The organism is Psychromonas algicola (genome assembly GCF_004378355.1).
GTDB lineage: Bacteria > Pseudomonadota > Gammaproteobacteria > Enterobacterales > Psychromonadaceae > Psychromonas.
The window spans coordinates 1-894 of the sequence record NZ_SNUB01000074.1 but is presented as its reverse complement, the minus strand read 5'-3'; the positions used below and the strand labels follow the sequence as shown (position 1 = coordinate 894).

Sequence of the window (894 nt, the reverse complement as noted above, 5' to 3'; positions counted from 1 at the left end):
TAACTTGTACTAATTACCCGTGAGGCTTAACCATACAACACCTAAGAAGTGTTGGTTGACCAAGACTTGTCGAGAGACGTTAAATTGCGCTTGTGAAGTGTATTTACATACATAAGTTTGTGAGATTAAAAACAATTTCAGAATTAGAGCACTTAAAACATCAGTTTTTCTAATTAATTTTTAAAAGACTTTAGATTGTTGCCTTACGGCAGATTAACAAAAAGACGTTAATCGCCTACCGGCCAAAACAATTTAAAGCTAAAAAAAAGCCTAAGCTTTAAAAAGTTTTCGTCTAGTAACCATAGCGCTGTGGTACCACCTGATCCCTTGCCGAACTCAGAAGTGAAACGCAGTTGCGCCGATGATAGTGTGGGGTCTCCCCATGTGAAAGTAGGACATTGCTAGACACCTATTCAAAACCCCAGTCAAATGACTGGGGTTTTAATATTTATAATACGCTATAAATATAAGATTTTTTTCTGATAATAATAGCGCTGTGGTACCACCTGATCCCATGCCGAACTCAGAAGTGAAACGCAGTTGCGCCGATGATAGTGTGGGGCCTCCCCATGTGAAAGTAGGTCATTATCAGATCCCCATTTGCTGATATGGCTCAGTTGGTAGAGCGCACCCTTGGTAAGGGTGAGGTCGGCGGTTCAAATCCGCCTATCAGCACCACTCTTCCTGAGCCTTAAAACTTCCAAAAACAGCTTCTACATTTGTAACTTCAGTCTCGCTATTCTTATACCAGTTACTATAAATAGCTTATCTATTTTATACCAATCTAAGTAAAAATATGATCTAATTGAGTTATCTATTGCGATTAAAGTGACTCAAAGATGGAGCATATAAAAAAGACAGATTTTAAAGTACTTGCCCGTAAGCAAACTTCAT

The 894-nt window shown here is 38.7% G+C and carries 1 tRNA gene and 2 rRNA genes; all 3 read left to right on the top strand.

The annotated features are described in order from the left end of the window. Positions 1 to 291 precede the first annotated feature (291 nt). Positions 292 to 407: ribosomal RNA gene (gene rrf, locus E2R67_RS16390) — 5S ribosomal RNA — on the top strand. 71 nt (positions 408 to 478) lie between these two features. Next, a 5S ribosomal RNA gene (gene rrf, locus E2R67_RS16385) occupies positions 479 to 594 on the top strand. Between the two features lie 8 nt (positions 595 to 602). After that, positions 603 to 678: transfer RNA gene (locus E2R67_RS16380), tRNA-Thr, on the top strand. The last annotated feature ends 216 nt before the right edge of the window (positions 679 to 894 follow it).